This window comes from Arthrobacter sp. 131MFCol6.1 (genome assembly GCF_000374925.1).
Classification (GTDB): domain Bacteria; phylum Actinomycetota; class Actinomycetes; order Actinomycetales; family Micrococcaceae; genus Arthrobacter.
The window spans coordinates 93723-110145 of record NZ_KB895541.1 but is presented as its reverse complement, the minus strand read 5'-3'; the positions used below and the strand labels follow the sequence as shown (position 1 = coordinate 110145).

15 protein-coding genes are annotated in these 16423 nt (G+C 66.9%); 9 read left to right on the top strand and 6 right to left on the bottom strand.

The genetic code is table 11. The annotated features are described in order from the left end of the window. The first annotated feature begins 110 nt into the window (after window positions 1-110). The 3 genes from panB to C566_RS0100505 all read left to right on the top strand — a co-directional run bounded on the left by panB (window position 111) and on the right by C566_RS0100505 (window position 2450). Entirely contained in the window at window positions 111-1064 is a 954-nt protein-coding gene (gene panB / locus C566_RS0100515) for a 3-methyl-2-oxobutanoate hydroxymethyltransferase (RefSeq protein WP_018772371.1), read from the top strand. Window positions 1065-1269: 205 nt separating this feature from the next. Further along, the gene (locus C566_RS0100510) at window positions 1270-1659 is read left to right on the top strand and encodes an SHOCT domain-containing protein (RefSeq protein ID WP_018772370.1); all 390 of its coding nucleotides are present in this window, start codon (window positions 1270-1272) and stop codon (window positions 1657-1659) included. Between the two features lie 23 nt (window positions 1660-1682). Then, window positions 1683-2450: an MBL fold metallo-hydrolase gene (locus C566_RS0100505; protein WP_018772369.1), complete on the top strand. Its 768-nt coding sequence runs from the start codon at window positions 1683-1685 to the stop codon at window positions 2448-2450. A 49-nt stretch (window positions 2451-2499) separates the two neighbouring features. On the opposite strand, the gene C566_RS20360 is transcribed toward C566_RS0100505, so the two are convergent. Together C566_RS20360 and C566_RS22545 are read right to left on the bottom strand one after the other, a co-directional pair. After that, the gene (locus tag C566_RS20360) at window positions 2500-4533 is read right to left on the bottom strand and encodes a phage holin family protein (protein ID WP_018772368.1); all 2034 of its coding nucleotides are present in this window, start codon (window positions 4531-4533) and stop codon (window positions 2500-2502) included. 144 nt (window positions 4534-4677) lie between these two features. After that, window positions 4678-4842 carry an SPOR domain-containing protein gene (locus C566_RS22545; RefSeq protein WP_018772367.1) on the bottom strand — a complete coding sequence of 55 codons (165 nt, stop codon included), beginning with the start codon at window positions 4840-4842 and terminating at the stop codon, window positions 4678-4680. A gap of 191 nt (window positions 4843-5033) precedes the next feature. Between C566_RS22545 and map the strand changes: the two genes are divergently transcribed. Both map and ppgK read left to right on the top strand, forming a co-directional pair. Next, window positions 5034-5912: a type I methionyl aminopeptidase gene (gene map / locus C566_RS0100490; protein ID WP_026266247.1), complete on the top strand. Its 879-nt coding sequence runs from the start codon at window positions 5034-5036 to the stop codon at window positions 5910-5912. 97 nt (window positions 5913-6009) lie between these two features. Next, window positions 6010-6813 (top strand): polyphosphate--glucose phosphotransferase, encoded by an 804-nt coding sequence (ppgK, locus tag C566_RS0100485; RefSeq protein ID WP_018772365.1) that lies wholly within the window; start codon window positions 6010-6012, stop codon window positions 6811-6813. A 210-nt stretch (window positions 6814-7023) separates the two neighbouring features. Here the strand turns inward: ppgK and nrdR are convergent, their stop codons facing one another. From nrdR to C566_RS0100470, 3 genes are all read right to left on the bottom strand, one after another. Further along, complete coding sequence (gene nrdR, locus C566_RS0100480) at window positions 7024-7527, bottom strand: transcriptional regulator NrdR (protein ID WP_018772364.1); 504 nt, start codon at window positions 7525-7527, stop codon at window positions 7024-7026. 134 nt (window positions 7528-7661) lie between these two features. After that, a complete protein-coding gene (hisD, locus tag C566_RS0100475; protein ID WP_018772363.1) occupies window positions 7662-9014 on the bottom strand; it encodes a histidinol dehydrogenase in 1353 nt (450 codons plus the stop codon). A 29-nt stretch (window positions 9015-9043) separates the two neighbouring features. Beyond that, window positions 9044-9619 (bottom strand): hypothetical protein, encoded by a 576-nt coding sequence (locus tag C566_RS0100470; RefSeq protein WP_018772362.1) that lies wholly within the window; start codon window positions 9617-9619, stop codon window positions 9044-9046. Window positions 9620-9814: 195 nt separating this feature from the next. Between C566_RS0100470 and C566_RS0100465 the strand changes: the two genes are divergently transcribed. The 4 genes from C566_RS0100465 to C566_RS0100450 all read left to right on the top strand — a co-directional run bounded on the left by C566_RS0100465 (window position 9815) and on the right by C566_RS0100450 (window position 12708). Continuing rightward, the gene (locus C566_RS0100465) at window positions 9815-10273 is read left to right on the top strand and encodes a flavin reductase family protein (protein ID WP_018772361.1); all 459 of its coding nucleotides are present in this window, start codon (window positions 9815-9817) and stop codon (window positions 10271-10273) included. Between the two features lie 125 nt (window positions 10274-10398). After that, window positions 10399-11109, top strand: coding sequence for a DUF4397 domain-containing protein (locus C566_RS0100460; protein ID WP_018772360.1), 711 nt, complete (start codon window positions 10399-10401; stop codon window positions 11107-11109). A 182-nt stretch (window positions 11110-11291) separates the two neighbouring features. Further along, complete coding sequence (locus tag C566_RS0100455; protein ID WP_018772359.1) at window positions 11292-11864, top strand: RNA polymerase sigma factor; 573 nt, start codon at window positions 11292-11294, stop codon at window positions 11862-11864. Then, the gene (locus C566_RS0100450; protein WP_018772358.1) at window positions 11851-12708 is read left to right on the top strand and encodes an anti-sigma factor; all 858 of its coding nucleotides are present in this window, start codon (window positions 11851-11853) and stop codon (window positions 12706-12708) included. The genes C566_RS0100455 and C566_RS0100450 overlap by 14 nt, the downstream gene beginning before the upstream one ends. A gap of 95 nt (window positions 12709-12803) precedes the next feature. On the opposite strand, the gene dnaE is transcribed toward C566_RS0100450, so the two are convergent. Continuing rightward, window positions 12804-16361, bottom strand: coding sequence for a DNA polymerase III subunit alpha (gene dnaE / locus C566_RS0100445; RefSeq protein ID WP_018772357.1), 3558 nt, complete (start codon window positions 16359-16361; stop codon window positions 12804-12806). Window positions 16362-16423 lie beyond the last annotated feature (62 nt).

Sequence of the window (16423 nt, the reverse complement as noted above, 5' to 3'; positions counted from 1 at the left end):
GCGCTCGGCGGCAATGCGCCGTCGCACGGACCGCCCGCGTGATGTGATTCACGGCACACGAAGGCGTCTCCCGGTAGCTGCGGCACTTCGTCTCGCACTACGCTCGTGGCATGGCCTCAAGTAACAGCTCCGATTCCAGCACGCCCGCAGAACTTGCGGCCCCCTACGGCAGCGGCCCGGCAGCGGCTTCAGCGGCCGCCTCATCGGCCACGTCGGCCGGTGGCACCGGCGGGACCGCCGGCGGGGGTGCGGAGGCGGCCCGGAAACCGGCAGCCAGGATCCGCACGCACCATCTCCAGGCGGCCAAGGTCAACGGTGAACGCTTCGCCATGCTCACCGCGTACGACCAGTACAGCGCAGAAATCTTTGACCAGGCAGGCATCGAGGTGCTCCTGGTGGGCGATTCGGCCTCCAACAACGTCTTCGGCAACGAGACCAGCCTTCCCGTGACGGTGGACGAGCTCCTTCCGCTGTGCCGGGCCGTCGCCCGCTCCGCGCGACGGGCCCTGGTGGTCGCCGACCTGCCGTTCGGCAGCTACGAGGTCTCCGCCCAGCAGGCGGTCGCCACCGGCGTCCGGTTCCTGAAAGAGGGCCTGGCCCACGCCGTCAAGATCGAAGGCGGAAAGTTCTACGCCGAGACCGTCCGCGCCATGGTCCAGGCCGGCATCCCCGTCATGGCGCACATCGGTTTCACCCCGCAGAGCGAGCACTCCCTCGGCGGCTACCGCGTCCAGGGCCGCGGCGATGACGCCCAGCGCTTGATCGACGACGCCGTCGCGCTGGCCGACGCCGGCGCGTTCAGCGTGCTCATGGAAATGGTCCCGGCCGCCACGGCGGCCGCCGTGGACGCCGCCGTCGACGTCCCCACGGTGGGCATCGGCGCCGGCAGCGCCACGACCGGACAGGTCCTGGTGTGGCAGGACATGGCCGGCCTGCGCGGCGGAAAGATGGCGAAATTCGTCAAGCAGTACGCCGACCTGCGCACGTCCCTCAGCGATGCCGCAAAAGCCTACGGCGACGACGTGCGCTCGGGCCAGTTCCCCGGCCCGGAACACTCCTTCTAGTTCCCCGCCTGCAGGCCCCGGACCTTCTTCATCAGGGGACGCTTCGGCAACACATCATCCTTCATGGGCGAGGCGTTGGGCCTCCAGTGCGGGCACACTGACCATTAAGGTCTGCATTAGGACCTCAAGATGTTCCGCCGGCCCGGACGGTTTCATGCGCTCCGCGTAAGGTCAGGCTCCGACGGACACGATTCGAGGAGTATCGATGGACACGAATAGCTTCTGGGACGTTCTGCTGTGGAGTTTCTGGTTCTTCATCTGGATCGCTGCGCTGATGGTGTGGTTCCGCTGCCTGATGGACTTGTTCAGCGACCACGAGCTCAGCGGCTGGGCCAAGGCCGGCTGGGTTATCCTGCTGATCTTCGTTCCCTGGCTCGGCGCCCTCATCTACTTGATCGCCCGGGGCCGCAGCATGGCCGATCGTCAAATGAAGATTGTGGCCCAGCAGCAGGCTGCCCAGCAGGAGTACATCAAGCAGGCCGCAGGCTCGACGGCCAGCCCGGCCGCCCAGATCGCAGATGCCAGGGCGCTGCTTGATTCCGGAGCCATCAACCAGACCGAGTTTGATTCCCTCAAGGCCAAGGCCCTGGCCTGACACGAAATCGGGCCACGCCCGACATGAGAATCACCTGGCTTGGTCACTCCTCGGTGGTTCTGGATCTCGACGGGGTTCGGGTCTTGACCGATCCGCTGCTCCGTTCCCATGCCGGGCTGCTCCGACGCCTGGCACCGCGGCCGGACCCGGCGTCGTGGGACCGACCGGACGTGGTGCTCCTCTCCCATCTGCACCACGACCACGCCGAGTTGCGCTCCCTGCGCCTGCTGCGCGGGGCGGTGCTGATGAGCGCGCCGGCGAACGTGGCCTGGCTGCGGCGCCGAAAGCTGGCGCACACAGCCTCCTTGGGTGACGGCTGGACCCCGGTAGGCAACGGGGTCCAGATCCGCCAGGTGCCGGCCGAGCATCGCAGCCGACCGATGCCGCACCGTCCCAACGACGCGAATGGCCAGCTCGTTCGTGGCCCGTCGGGCACGGTGTGGATCGCGGGTGACACGGGGTTGTTTCCGGAGATGGCCGCGCTCCCCGCCATGGCGGCAGGCCCGATCGATGTCGCCCTGGTGCCGGTCTGGGGGTGGGGACCGAGGCTCTCGGCGGGCCACCTGACTCCAGAGACCGCCGCCCGGGCTGTCGCGATGAGCGGCGCGCGGTTTGCCCTGCCGGTGCACTGGGGGACGCTGCACCCTCCGTTCGTCACCAACTTTGCCCGGAGCTGGCTCGAGCGGCCCGGGCACCGGTTTGCCGACGCCGTGGCGAAGCAGGCTCCTGGCTGCACGGCAGTCGTCCTTGCTCCCGGCGAGTCATGGGTCGCCCCCGTGTCAGCCGCGTAAGCCGCGGGCCTCGGACTGGCCCGGCCCCTGGGGATCCCCAACCAGTCGCTTAGTCGCGGGACGCCGTCGTGGCGCGCTGGCCGCAGGACTCGAGCATCGCCACGAGCACCTGGTGGAGTTCGCCGGCCCCCTCGATCCGCTCGGGCAGCCCTGCCATGAGATCGGCCGGGCCCATCAGCATGGCGCGGTCCTGCCAACCGCCCAGGCCCCCGTGGGATCCCACGAGGCCTTCGAAGGCTGCGACGTCGCCGGTCACGGGATCCACCGTGCTGTTGACGTAGAGATCCGGCGCCTCGGGGTGCATCAGCGCGAGCTTCAGCACCCGCGCCGCATGCGGCCCGAAGCCTGCCAGCGGGTCGGTGCCCTCCACTGCCCCACTGGTGATGTTGCGGCGCCCACCGCTTCCGATCGCCCACGCCCCGCCGTCGTCATCGATGCCGGCCACGAACCCGACGCCGGGATGGCCCGCCAGGCCGGGGACCAGGGCCGGCCACTGATGTTCGAGGGCCTGGAGACTCAGGCGCCGGTCACCCCTCAAGTACACCAGGCCCAGGTTGCCCGAGCCCAACACGACTACCGGATCCTCGGCGGCGTCGCCCGGAGCCGGCGTCTCTTGTGCCTTGGTCAGCACCTCGTCGGCACGGCCGGCGAGCTTCCCCGACAATCCGCCAGAGGCGACGTCGCCGGCGATGGAGTCCGCCCGCCCGAGTCCCTCGACGGATGCGTCCACGTTCTGAACGTGTTCCTGCATCAGTTCCGCGCACAGATCGCCAAGCGTCTGGTCATATTTGTCCGCGAACGGCGTGCCTTGGGACTGGCCGTGGTCCGAGAGCACCACCAGCCGGTAGCGGCGGGGAGCGGACCCGGCGAGTTCGGCCAAGGCACCGAGCGTGCGGTCCAAACCATCCAGGGCTGCAAGCGACTCGGGGCGGAACATGCCTGCGTGGTGGGCGATCTCGTCGTAGTCAACGTAGTCGACATAGATGCACTTCGTGCCGCGACGCAGCTCCTCCGCCACCAGGGCCGTGTTCAGGTCCCGCAGCAGACCGTTGGTGACAGCCCGCAGCAGGGCGAAGGTCCAGTCCCGCCGCACCCGCGGGTTGAGGTCACGTTTGATCTGTCTCCGGGCCTGCCAACGCTCCTTGAAGATCTCGCCGACGGTCCGCGTGAAGCTGCGCATGAAGCCGTTAGGGGTGGCAAAAAACCAGGCGAACGCCCGGCGGGTCTGGGTGGAGCCGCGCCGGACCTCCACCCGGCTCATCGTCAAGAACGAGCGGGGCGCGTCACCGGTGAACAGGTTCGAGATGGAGACGCCGTCGTCGCAGAGCAGGCCCTGGCCAGTGCTGTGCCTGTCCTCGATCACCCGGGCGTCTGCCGGACGGTTGGCCACCAGGACGCGTTGGAGCTCACGGTCATACCACCGGAAGGCCGGGATCCCGTCGACCGTGCCGTGCAGAATGCCCATCTGGCTCGCCGGCGTGGTGCAGGGCAGCTGGGGAGTCCATTCACGGAACTGGTAATCCCCCGAGGCCAGCCAGCGCCGGAGATGGGGCACTCCCCCGGACTGGACCGCCCACTGCAGCACCGGGAAGGGGACCCCGTCGAGCTGGACGAACAGGACACCGTCCACCTCCGGATCGGTCACCGTTTCCTGCCGCCGTGCCCTTCCGGCCAGCGAGGTGATCAGCCCGTCATCGGTTCCGGCTGTGGTGGCCCAGGAGATGAGCGTGCCCACGACGGCACTGACCCAGGTAGCGGCGAGGGCCGTCAACGGCGTCGACTCGATGCCGGGCACCAGACGGATGGCGACGTACATGATCAGGGCCTGCCCCACCAGGGCGGTAAGAAGCACTGCCACCCAGCCCACCCTGGCCGAGATCTCCACCAGCACGGGGCGCAGGACCAGGCCGACGAGGCCGGCTGCCGCCGCCACGGCGGCGTATGACCACCAGCTGGCCGCAGAGAACCCCGGCAGCAGGGCGCCGGTGATAATGAGGGCTACCGTCGAGGCAGCCCAGGCAAGGGCGAGCCTGGCGAGGTCTGAGATTCGGGCGCCGCGGGTGCGGGCAACGCGCGTCGGCATTTTCCCAGTATGGCGGGCGACAACCGGCCGGCACTCACCCTCACAGGGTGAGAATCACGGTCTGGGAAAAATCAGTCAGCGTGTGCGAAGTCCGGTCCGCGGTCGCCGCGGGATTCCACCGCGGGCGCAGCAGGCCCGTACGGGCTAGTCGTCCTCGTCCTTGTCCCACGCCTCGTTGCGCGCCTTGACCTTTTCCAGGGCGTGTTCGGCTTCCTCACGGGTCTTGTACGGTCCGATCAGCTGGCTCCAGTCGGACATCGCGTCTTCCTCGATCTCGTGGGTGTTGACGTTGTACCAGTATTCGGGCATCGGAGCTCCTTTATGGCCCGGAGCGTGTCCGGGGTTGAGTGTCCACGCGGCAGTCCTGCCACTATTCCGGCCGTACTGCCCTGCTGTGGGCGTTTGTATTTTGCGGCTGTATTTTCCGGGCTGTATTTTCCGGGCTGTATTTTCCGGGCTGTATTTTCCGGGCTGCGCCCGGCTACTTATATGATCAATCTATGCCTTCTCTAGCCTCAACTGCACCCATCGGCACGCTGGTCCCGGGGACAGTGAGCCCGCAGCTTCCCGTACCGCCGTCCATCCCGCGTCCGGAATACGTAGGCAAGCCGGCTCCTGCAAAGTTCACAGGGTCCGAGGTCAAGTCGGCAGAGACCATCGAGAAGATCCGGATCGCCTCCAAGATCGCCGCCCAGGCCATCGTGGAGGTCGGCAAGCACATCGAACCCGGCGTCACCACCGACCAGCTGGACCGGGTGGGCCATGAATTCCTGCTGGACCACTACGCCTACCCCTCCACCCTCGGATACCGCGGCTTTCCGAAGTCCCTGTGTTCCTCCCTCAACGAGGTCATCTGCCACGGAATCCCGGACAGCACGGTGGTCCAGGACGGCGACATCCTCAACATCGACATCACGGCCTTCATCGGCGGCGTCCATGGCGACACCAACTACACCTTCCTGGTCGGCGACGTCGACGAGGAATCCCGCCTCCTCGTCGAGCGCACCCGGGAATCGCTGAACCGCGCCATCCGGGCGGTAGCACCCGGCCGCGAAATCAACGTGATCGGCCGGACCATCGAGTCCTACGCAAAACGCTTCGGCTACGGCGTGGTCCGCGACTTTACCGGGCACGGGGTTGGCGAAGCCTTCCACACCGGGCTGATCATTCCGCACTATGACGCGGCCCCCGCATACAACACCACCATGGAAACCGGTATGGTGTTCACGATCGAGCCGATGCTGACCCTGGGCACCGTTGACTGGGACATGTGGGCCGATGACTGGACCGTCGTGACCCGCGACCGCAAGCGCACCGCCCAGTTCGAGCACACCCTGCTCGTTACGGAGTCCGGCGCCGAGGTCCTCACGCTGCCCTGACCGTTTGCTCCACACGCTAGTTCCCGGAACCACCTGCTCTTTCACCGCCGGCCCCGCCCGGCCACTACAGCCCGCCCCTGCCACGAACGGAACGACATTGGCCAAGAAGGACGAAAAGTCGAAGAAGAACGCCCCCCTGATCGGCATTGACATCGGCGGGACCGGAATCAAGGGCGGGATCGTGGACCTGAAGAAGGGGAAGCTGATCGGCGACCGCGTGCGCTTCCCGACGCCGCAGCCCTCCACCCCTGAGTCCGTGGCCGAAGTCGTCGCGCAGGTTGTCGCCGAACTCTCTGCCCGTTCCGGTGCCCCCGACCCCAGCAGCCCGGTGGGGGTCACGTTCCCCGGCATCATTCAGCACGGCGTGGTCCACTCTGCCGCGAACGTGGACAAGTCGTGGCTGGAAGCCGACATCGATGCCATGCTCACGGCGCGTCTCGGCCGCCCCGTGGAGGTCATCAACGACGCCGACGCCGCCGGACTCGCCGAGGCCCGCTTCGGTGCAGGCGAGGGGGTCGCCGGCACCGTGCTGGTGATCACCCTTGGCACCGGCATCGGTTCGGCGTTCATCTTCGACGGGAAACTGGTTCCCAACGCCGAACTCGGGCACCTGGAAATCGACGGCTTCGACGCAGAGACCAAAGCCTCGGCCGTGGCCCGTGAGCGCGAGGGCCTCAGCTGGGAACAGTACAGCGTGCTGCTGCAGCGCTACTTCTCCCACGTGGAGTTCCTGTTCTCCCCCGAACTCTTCATTGTGGGCGGCGGCATCTCCAAGCGTGCGGACGAGTACCTGCCGCACTTGAAGCTGCGCACGCCGATCGTCCCGGCCGAACTGAAGAACGACGCCGGGATCGTGGGCGCCGCCATCGAGATTGCCCTCAAGCACAAGTTGGCCAAATAAAGGCCCGCCAAACAAAAAGCGAGTGAGCTGTAAAAGCCAATTGAGCTATCACTCCGGGTCGTTCTGAACGCTGGGAACGACCCGGAGTGATAGCTCAATTTTTTATGGAGCGGGGAGGTGGAGCCGGTGGTGGCTGCGGCTTCCCCTCCGCTGCCACCACCGGAGTCCGTGGCGGATCCTAGGACGCAGTCACCAGGACAATCAGGAAATCTACGACGGCGCCTGAAGCGGCCGTTTGTCCGGGCTCTTACCGTCCCGGCCCTTGGTCTCGGCCTCATGGCGAAGCAGGGAAATCGCCGCCTCGAAGTCTTCGAGCGATTCGAAGGCCTGGTAAACGCTGGCGAACCGCAGGTAGGCGACCTCGTCGAGGCGCTGCAGCGGCTCCAGGATCGCCAGCCCGACTTCGTGGGCCTCGATTTCGGCGGCGCCGGAGCCCCGGATCGCCTCCTCGACTTCCTGCGCCAGCAGGGCAAGGTCGTCCTCGGTGACCGGGCGGCCCTGGCAGGCCTTGCGCACGCCGTTGATGACCTTGCTGCGGCTGAACGGCTCGCCGACCCCGGAGCGCTTGATGACGGTCAGGCTCGTGGTTTCCACGGTGGTGAACCGGCGGCCGCATTCGGGGCACTGCCGGCGGCGCCGGATGGCGGAGCCGTCGTCGGCGATCCGGCTGTCCACGACGCGCGAATCAGGGTTCCGGCAGAACGGGCAATACATGTCGGTTCCTCCCCTGTCGCAATCCGGCCGTCGCAATCCGGCCGTGTCCGTGCTGTATCAGTGCCAGTTTACGACTAGATGTAGCTGAATAACAAGCCTGTAATTACTACATGTAGTGGTTTGGGGCGGCCCGGCTACCGGGCGGCGAACCGCACCGTGACGGCCTCGCCGTGCGCCGGCAGGTCCTCAGCGCCGGAGAGGCTGACGATGTGGCCGCTGACCTGCTCCAACGCGGCCCGGCTGTAGTTGATGACCTGGATGGCGCGCAGGAACGTGGTCACGTTCAGCCCGGACGAGAAGGCCGCGGTGCCGCTGGTGGGCAGCACGTGGTTGGAGCCGGCGCAGTAGTCGCCCAGGCTCACGGGGCTGTAGTCCCCCACGAAGATGGCACCGGCGCTGCGGATCCGGCCGGCCACCCGCGCGGCGTCGGCGGTCATGATTTCAAGGTGTTCCGCGGCGTACGCGTCGCAGGCGGCAATGCCCTGCTCCAGGTCCTCGACCAGCACCACCCCGGATTGCGGGCCCGAAAGTGCCTCGCGGACCCGGCTGGAGTGCTTGGTGGCAGCTGCCTGCCGCTCAAGCTCCACGCGGACAGCGGCGGCGAGGGCCTCGGAGTCGGTGAACAGGACCGAGGCGGCCTTGGGGTCGTGCTCGGCCTGGCTGATGAGGTCCGCGGCCACGAGGGCCGGGCTGGCGGTGGCGTCCGCGAGGATCGCGATCTCCGTGGTGCCGGCCTCGGAATCGATCCCGACAACCCCTTTGACCAGGCGCTTGGCGGTGGCCACGAAGATATTGCCGGGACCGGTGACGACATCCACGGGGTCGATCCCGGGGAGGCGGCCGCTGTCGGACGCGTCGGCCGGGATGCCGTAGGCGAAGGCGGCGATGGCCTGCGCCCCGCCGATCGCGTAGACCTCCTCGATGCCCAGCAGGCAGGCCGCAGCCAGGATCGTTGGGTGCGGGAGGCCGCCAAATTTCTTTTGCGGCGGCGAGGCCAGGGCAATCGATTCGACGCCGGCGGCCAGGGCCGGGACCACGTTCATGATCACCGAGGACGGGTAGACCGCCAGGCCGCCGGGGACATAGAGCCCCACACGCGCTACCGGCACCCAGTTCTGGCTGACGACGGCGCCCTCGCCGAGTTCGACGTCGATGTTCGCCGGGCGCTGGGCGTCAGCGAAGGCGCGGGCCCGCTTGATGGATTCCTCCAGGGCCGCGCGCACGGCGGGATCCAGGTTCTCGAGGGCGGCACGCAGCGCCTCGGCCGGAACGCGGGGATGGGTCTGCTCGACGCCGTCGAAAGCCAGGGCCAGCTCCCGCAGTGCGCCGAAGCCCCGCGTGCGGACGGCGGAGATGATGTCCAGGACCTTGTCTTCGGCGTCGGCCATCGTCCCGGACTGTGCCCGGGGCACGGCTGCGCGGAGTCCGGCGAGGGACAGGTGCGCGCCGCGCACGTCCACCGTGCGGAAGTTAAGGGCGGCGGTCATCGGGGTCACGGGGCTGTCAGGAGTTAGGCTCACCCGACCATTTTACGTGCCCCGCCGCGGCGGGGTTTGCCGCCGTTGCCCGGGAAGAGGCTGTTCAGGAAGATCGCCAGGGCGATCGCTGCCGGCCAGATGGCGAGGACCGCATAGGAGCGCAGGGAGAAGGCGACGCTGGCGCTGGCCGAGGTATCCGCCGGCGCTCCCCACCATTGGGCGCTGAGCACGCCGGTTCCCCAGGCGATGAGCGCACCGACGGCGCCGGCGAGGACCACCAGGATGACGGCGCCGGGGCCCGGCTGTTGGTGCTTGTTGCCTGCGACGAATGACCCGGCGATGCACCCTGCGAGCAGGCACAGCCCCGCCAGCACAAGGTCCCGGGGCAGCCAGGTGGCGGTGTTGGTGCCGGCGGCGAGGTCCGGGTTTCCGGTCAGGACATTCAGGCCCGACGGCGCCAGAAGCCACCAGAGCAGCCCCACCGGGATGCCGGCGGCCGCGATGACCGCGGCCTTCCGCCATGTCCCGCCGGGTCCGGGCTGCCGCTCGGGATGCGCGGGCTGTGCGGGTTCCCCGGCGTGGTGGACGGGGCCGTCTATCGCGGACTGTGTCATGCAACAAACGGTAACAAGGATTCCCGCGGCGCATGACGCCGGCCGGCAGCACATGACGGGAGACGTAAAGAAAATGCCGCACTCGATTCCCCTGCGCAATACGCTGGCAGAGTAGAAGTACGACACGCACGTGCAGCAGGGAGTTGGATCGCAGTGGCCACAGATGAAGGTATTTTCGAGGGAACATTCAGGGAAATGTTCCGCCGGCACGCGGCGGGCGTGGCCATCATCACGGCCAACCACAACGGTGTTCCGTTCGGATTCACGGCAACCTCCGTGGCCTCACTGTCCGCCAAGCCGCCGCGCTTTACGTTCAACATGGCCAGGACCTCCAGCTCGTGGCCGGCCGTGGCGAACACGACCTACATTGGCGTGCACATGCTCGGGCTGGAAAACCAGGAGCTCGCCGACCGTTTCGCCCGGGCCGGCAACCGGTTCGACGGCGACCACTGGGAGCTCGGACCCCACGAGGTGCCCGTGCTCAAGGGGGTCAGCGGCTGGCTGATCGGCAAGGTCCAGATGCGGCTCTCCTTCGAGAACAACGCCGTCGTGGTGGTCGAGGTGGTAGAGGGCCAGGTCGGCGACGACGGCGTTCCCCTGCTCTACCACTCGGGGGCCTACAGCCAGCCCGTTCCGCTCGACTACGAGATCTGACAGACGCCTCGACGGGCCGCGCATTAAAACTTCCCCGGTGGTGCATCCGGCGACGGCCTCTGGCCGGTAGTAAGGGTGTAAGCACAACCACCGCCCCCAAGTGGGGCCCCGATGAGGAGTTGGAAATGCGCAAGACACTCTCTGCAGCCACCGGAGCAATGACGCTGCTGGCAGCAGTGGCCCTGGCCTCCCCGGCCCAGGCCGGGACCTGGCACCACAGCGACGAGGGAACGGCAAAACTCTCCGTCCTCCACGGCGTTCCGGGCCTGACCGTGGACGTCTGGGTCGACGGCAAACTCACCCTGGATAACTTCACGCCGGGCACATTGGCCGGGCCGTTGAACGTCCCCGACGGAGACCACAAGGTCGCCATCACCGGTGCCGACGCCACCAGCGCCGACCACCCCGTGATAGGTCCGGTCACGGTGGACCTCGAAGCTGGTCGGGACTACACAGCGGTCGCTCATCTGGCCGCTGACGGGAAGCCCACGGCCACCCTTTTCAGCAATAGCACTTCCGCCAGTCCGGATGGAAAGGGCAGGCTGACCGTCAGGCACGTCGCTGCGGCCCCCGCCGTCGATGTCCTGGCCGGTGGGAACGCGGTCATTGAGGGACTCACCAACCGGCATCAAAAGACCCTTACCCTCAAGGCCGGCACCGTCCCGGCCTCGGTCGCAGCCGAGGGAACCACTGACCCGCTGATCGGCCCGGCCGACGTCAAGGTCACTGCGGGGAAAAACACCATCGTCTACGCCTGGGGAAGCGTCGCCGACAACAACCTTGGGGTCGCCGTACAGGTAGTGGACTCGCGCGGACACAAAGGCCACGACGAGTAAGCCATCCGGAGCTCCAGCAGGCACCCTGTTTTCTCGCCCGGTGGGGTCGCATCAACCGCGGCCCCACCGGCACGCGCACAGTGACAGCCCGGAGGGCTGACCCGGTTCGAGCATGGCGGAGTCCCCGCGGGAGCGGCATAATGTGGTCCAACAGGGGCCATTGCCGCTCAAAGGAGCACCTGATGGAGGCTGCCGCATCGCACGATTGGGACTCCGGTCTCGATCACGCATTTGCCGGCGGCGACGAACGCGTCCTCGCGGAGGCGTACCGCCGGTTCAGTCCGCTCGTCTACACGCTGGCGCTGAGATCCTTGGGAGAGCGTGCCGCTGCCGACGACGTCACCCAGGAGGTCTTCATTCGGGCCTGGAAATCACGGACGACTTTTCGCCCGGAGGCGGCGCGGCTGCCGGCATGGCTGATCGGGATCACCCGCAATGCAATTTCCGACGCCTTGTCCGCTCGCTCCCGCCAGCGCCATCTCGAACAAGCGGCCGCTCTCTTGGTCGTTGTCCCCGCTTCCCGCCCGGATGCCGGGGACGTCGAAGAGGTCGCCGACCGCCTGACGTTGGACGAAGAACTGGAGCACTTAGGGGATCCACAGCAAGCAATAATGCGGCTGGCGTTCTATGAAGACCTGACTCACGACCAGATCTCGTCGCGCCTCAACCTGCCGCTCGGTACTGTCAAAAGCCACATCCGGCGCAGCCTCACCCGCTTACGCACCCGCCTGGAGGTGGAACATGGAACACCTTGACGCCGAACTTCTCAGTCTGCTGGCCCTTGGCGAGCCCCTGGGCACGGACGCCGACGCCGACCACCTCGCCAGCTGCCCCATGTGCAGCGAAACCCTCCGAGGCCTGCAACATGCCGTGCACGTTGCCACCCTCGACACCGCAGGCATCGAACTCGAGCAACCCGGCAGCCAGAACTGGGCTGCCATCCATCAGGCCCTCGGCCTCTCGCCGGCCCTCGCCACGGATCCCCTGAGCCAGCCCAGCTCTGGGCCCCCTGCCCCGGAGACGCCAGCCGCACCGGAGAAACCTGCCGCGGGGCAGGCGCGCCCGAACCACGGCGACGGCACGAAGCCGGCACCGATCCCACTGCGGCCCAGCGCCAAAGATGGGCATGGCCGTCCCGGTCTGTGGATTATCGCGGCTGCGGCCGGAATCGTTCTTGGCACGGCCGCCGGATGGACCGCTGCCGGAGTGCTCGGACGCACCGGCACTCCCGCACCCACCTCCACCCAGTCGGGTCCCGCTTCGACAGTCGTCGCCCAAACGTCCCTGACTCCGCTGCCCGCACATACCGGGGGCGGAGATGCCCGGGTGGAGCAACTCCCCGATGGAACCCGGCACCTGATCATCCGGCTCTCCAACGACCACATCACCGGATTCCGGGGAGTGTGGGTCGGCTCTGCCGACCTGTCCAGAATGGTCAGCCTGGGTGTCCTCGACAATGAATCCGGCAGCTTCACCATCCCGGACGGCATTGACCTGGCCCAGTACCCCATCGTGGACGTCTCCAACCAGCCATACAACGGGAACCCGGCCCACTCCGCCGACAGCATCGCCCGGGGAACGCTCAACCCGCAAAGCTGATCCTCGGATACCATGCGTGAACCCTGGCGGGGCGGGAGGGACTCGGGGCGCCCTGGATCACTCAGCCTTGCCTGGCGGCCAGCAACCCCTGCATGTCAGTTATCGAGGCAGGTCGGGCCGAGCAGCACCTTCAGGTCGCCGAACAGTGACGGGCTCGGGTTGACGCGGAGGTGCACCGGCAGGCCCATGACCTCCACCCGGGTGTCGCCTTGCAGGTGCAGCCGGACCTCCGAATTTCCGCGGTGGGTGCGCAGCACGTCGCCGAGCTCGGTGACCACGGCCTCGGTGGCCTTGTGCGTGGCCATGGTGATCACCACGGGCCCGTTCTGGCTATCGCTGAGGTCCGGCACAGAGAGTTCCATGCAGTTCAAGGTGACGGCGCCGTCGTCGCGCCGCTGCAGGCGGCCCTTGACCACCACGATCAGGTCCTCCGCGAGCACCGAGGCGATGGGGCCGTAGACCTGGCCGAAGAACATGACCTCCATGGAACCGGCGAGGTCCTCGATTTCGGCGCGGGCGTAGGCGTTGCCGCTGGCCTTGGCGATCCTCCGGCTGAGCGAGGTGATCATGCCCGCGATGGTGACGATCGAGCCGTCCGGCGGCCCGTCTTCGGCGATGATCGAAGTAATCGACCGGTCGGCGTGCTGGCTCAGGAGCCCTTCCAGCCCTTGCAGCGGGTGGTCGGAGACGTAGAGGCCGAGCATGTCGCGCTCGAACGCCAGCTTGTCCTTCTTCTCCCATTCCGGCAGATCCGGGATCTCCGTGCTGAGCGACGCCTCGGGCTCCTGGTCCTCAAAGCCGGCGAAGAGGTCGAACTGGCCGATCGCCTCGTTGCGCTTGAGGGTGATGACGGAGTCGATCGCTTCTTCATGGATCATGGCCAGGGCACGCCGGGGGTGGCCCAGCGAATCGAAGGCGCCGGCCTTGATCAGGGATTCGATGGTGCGCTTGTTGCAGACCACCGCCGGGACCTTCAGGAGGTAGTCCTTGAAGGAGGTATAGGCGCCTTCTTTTTCGCGCGCCGCCACCATGGCCTCGACGGCGTTCACGCCGACGTTGCGGATGGCGCCCATGCCGAAACGGATGTCGGTGCCCACAGGGGTGAAGTTGAGAGCTGACTCATTGACGTCGGGCGGCAGCACCGTGATGCCCATGCGCCGGCATTCGTTGAGGTAGATCGCCGATTTGTCCTTGTCGTCGCCCACCGAGGTCAGCAGGGCGGCCATGTACTCCGGCGCATAGTGCGCCTTCAGGTACGCGGTCCAGTAGGAGATCACGCCGTAGGCGGCCGAGTGCGCCTTGTTGAAGGCGTAGTCGGAGAACGGCAGCAGGATGTCCCAGAGGGTCTTGACCGCGGCCATGGAGTAGCCGTTGTCCTGCATGCCCTGGGAGAAACCGGCGAACTGCTTGTCCAGCTCGGATTTCTTTTTCTTGCCCATGGCGCGGCGCAGGATATCGGCCTGGCCCAGGGTATAGCCGGCGAGCTTCTGCGCCACGGCCATGACCTGCTCTTGATACACGATCAGCCCGTAGGTCCCGCCGAGGATTTCGGACAGCGGTTCCTCAAGCTCCGGGTGGATCGGGATGACTTCCTGGATCTTGTTCTTGCGCAGCGCGTAGTCGGTGTGCGCGTTGGCGCCCATGGGTCCGGGCCGATAGAGGGCCAGCACGGCGGAGATGTCTTCGAAGTTGTCAGGCTTCATCAGCTTGAGCAGGGACCGCATGGGGCCGCCGTCGAGCTGGAAGACTCCGAGCGTGTCTCCCCGGGCCAGCAGCTCGTAGGACGCCGTGTCATCCAACTCGAGCGTTTCGAGGTCGAGGTCGATGCCGCGGTTCATTTTGATGTTTTCGAGGGCATCGGAAATGATCGTCAGGTTTCGCAGCCCGAGGAAGTCCATTTTGATCAGGCCGAGGCCTTCGGACGTCGGGTAGTCGAACTGGGTGATGACCTGGCCGTCCTGGAAGCGGCGCATGATCGGAATCACGTCGATGATGGGGTCCGAGGACATGATCACGCCGGCGGCGTGCACGCCCCATTGCCGCTTCAGGCCCTCGATGCCCAGCGCCGTTTCGAAGACCTTGGCGGCCTCCGGGTCGGTGCTGATCAGCTGGCGGAAGTCGCCGGCTTCGCTGTAGCGCTTGGACTGGGGGTTCTGGATATCGGCCAGCGGGATGTCCTTGGCCATCACGGCCGGAGGCAGCGCCTTGGTCAGTGTTTCGCCCATGCTGAACGGGTAGCCCAGCACGCGCGAAGAATCCTTGAGGGCCTGCTTGGTCTTGATGGTGCCATACGTGACGATCATCGCCACGCGTTCATCGCCGTATTTGCGCGTGACATAGTCGATCACTTCGGAGCGGCGCCGGTCATCGAAGTCGACGTCGAAGTCAGGCATGGAGACGCGGTCCGGGTTGAGGAAGCGTTCGAAGATCAGGCCGTGGTGCAGCGGGTCAAGGTCGGTGATGCGCATGGCGTAGGCCACCATGGAGCCAGCACCGGAGCCACGCCCGGGACCGACCCGGATGCCGTTGTTCTTGGCCCAGTTGATGAAGTCGGCCACCACCAGGAAGTAGCCCGGGAAGCCCATGGAGGTGATGACTTCGAGCTCATAGTCGGCCTGCTTGCGGACCTTGTCCGGGATGCCCTGGGGATAGCGGTAGTGGAGCCCCTTGTCCACTTCCTTGACCAGCCAGGACGTTTCGTCCTCCCCCTCCGGGCAGGGGAACCGGGGCATGTAGTTGGCGCCGGTGTTGAATGAGACTTCGCAGCGTTCGGCGATCAGGAGCGTGTTGTCGCACGCCTCCGGGTGGTCGCGGAACAGCTCGCGCATTTCCTGCGGTGACTTCAGGTAGTAGCCGCTGCCGGAGAAGGCGAAGCGCGAGCCGCCGTTGTCGTAGGTCGGCTCCAGGAGGGTGGAGCCGGACTGGATGGCCAGCAGGGCCTCATGCGCCTTCGCGTCGTGCTCGTGCGTGTAGTGCAGGTCGTTGGTGGCCACCAGCGGCAGGTTCAGGTCCTTGGCCAGGCGCAGCAGGTCGCCGGTGACGCGCCGTTCGATGTCCAGGCCGTGGTCCATGAGTTCGCAGAAGTAGTTCTCGGCACCGAAGATGTCGCGGAACTCGGCCGCGGCTTCCAGCGCCTCGCGGTACTGGCCGAGCCGCAGCCGGGTCTGGACCTCGCCGGACGGGCAGCCGGTGGTGGCGATGAGCCCTTCCGAGTACGTGTTCAGCAGCTCACGGTCCAGCCGGGGCCATTTGCCGAAGACCGAGTCCAATGAGGCGATCGAGGAGGCCCGGAAGAGGTTCCGCATGCCCACGTTGTTGTAGCTGAGCAGGGTCATGTGCGTGTAAGAGCCACCGCCGGAAATGTCGTCCTTGCGCTGGTGTTCCTCGCCCCAGCGCACACGGGTCTTGTCCGTGCGGGCGGTCCCGGGAGTCACATAGGCTTCGACGCCGATGATGGGCCTGATGCCCTGGTCTGTTGCGCGCTTCCAGAAGTCGAAGGCCCCGAACAGGTAGCCGTGGTCCGTCGTGGCGAGGGCCGGCATGCCGAGCCGCTCGGTTTCGTCGAATAGCTCACCGAGCCGGGCGGCACCGTCCAGCATCGAGTACTCGGTGTGGTTGTGGAGATGGACAAACGAGTCGTTGCTGGAAGTCACCGCACCATTCTAGTGCCGCGCCGCGACGGCGGCGTGCAGCCACGGCGGTGCGGACGGATCCT

Coding starts and splice junctions, on each gene's coding strand:
- nrdR (WP_018772364.1), bottom strand. CDS start 7,527: ATGTATTGCCCGTTCTGCCGGAACCCTGATTCGCGCGTCGTGGACAGC.
- C566_RS0100510 (WP_018772370.1), top strand. CDS start 1,270: ATGGACACGAATAGCTTCTGGGACGTTCTGCTGTGGAGTTTCTGGTTC.
- C566_RS0100465 (WP_018772361.1), top strand. CDS start 9,815: ATGTTCCGCCGGCACGCGGCGGGCGTGGCCATCATCACGGCCAACCAC.
- C566_RS0100455 (WP_018772359.1), top strand. CDS start 11,292: ATGGAGGCTGCCGCATCGCACGATTGGGACTCCGGTCTCGATCACGCA.
- hisD (WP_018772363.1), bottom strand. CDS start 9,014: ATGACCGCCGCCCTTAACTTCCGCACGGTGGACGTGCGCGGCGCGCAC.
- C566_RS0100460 (WP_018772360.1), top strand. CDS start 10,399: ATGCGCAAGACACTCTCTGCAGCCACCGGAGCAATGACGCTGCTGGCA.
- C566_RS0100505 (WP_018772369.1), top strand. CDS start 1,683: ATGAGAATCACCTGGCTTGGTCACTCCTCGGTGGTTCTGGATCTCGAC.
- C566_RS20360 (WP_018772368.1), bottom strand. CDS start 4,533: ATGCCGACGCGCGTTGCCCGCACCCGCGGCGCCCGAATCTCAGACCTC.
- C566_RS0100470 (WP_018772362.1), bottom strand. CDS start 9,619: ATGACACAGTCCGCGATAGACGGCCCCGTCCACCACGCCGGGGAACCC.
- panB (WP_018772371.1), top strand. CDS start 111: ATGGCCTCAAGTAACAGCTCCGATTCCAGCACGCCCGCAGAACTTGCG.
- C566_RS22545 (WP_018772367.1), bottom strand. CDS start 4,842: ATGCCCGAATACTGGTACAACGTCAACACCCACGAGATCGAGGAAGAC.
- C566_RS0100450 (WP_018772358.1), top strand. CDS start 11,851: ATGGAACACCTTGACGCCGAACTTCTCAGTCTGCTGGCCCTTGGCGAG.
- map (WP_026266247.1), top strand. CDS start 5,034: ATGCCTTCTCTAGCCTCAACTGCACCCATCGGCACGCTGGTCCCGGGG.